Source organism: Shewanella sp. AS1, from assembly GCF_021412565.1.
GTDB lineage: Bacteria > Pseudomonadota > Gammaproteobacteria > Enterobacterales > Shewanellaceae > Shewanella.
The window spans coordinates 1-280 of the sequence record NZ_JAKCLJ010000140.1 but is presented as its reverse complement, the minus strand read 5'-3'; the positions used below and the strand labels follow the sequence as shown (position 1 = coordinate 280).

Below are 280 nucleotides of genomic sequence, written 5' to 3'. Positions count from 1 at the left end.
GCCATGGTGGTTTTGGGCCTGAACCTGATCTATGGCTTTAACGGGCAGTTCAGCCTGGCGCAGTGGGGCTTTTACGGCATCGGCGCGTACGCCGCCGCCGACATTACCTTTCGCTGGCACGATGGAGACTCGCGCGGGCTGATTATCGTCGCCATCCTCATCGGCCTGGGCGGGCTGGTCATCTGGCTCGTCGGCAAGCTGGTCAAACGCTACAAGGGAATGCCGGTACTCTCGGCGTTTACGCTGTACCTCGTCGGCGTGGTGGCCGCCGGCGCGGTCG

At 63.6% G+C, this 280-nt stretch carries 1 protein-coding gene; it reads left to right on the top strand.

The genetic code is table 11. The features are described 5' to 3' along the window. A partial coding sequence (locus LZP69_RS16415; RefSeq protein WP_442800696.1) for an ABC transporter permease subunit occupies nucleotides 1-280 on the top strand: 280 nt, incomplete at both ends.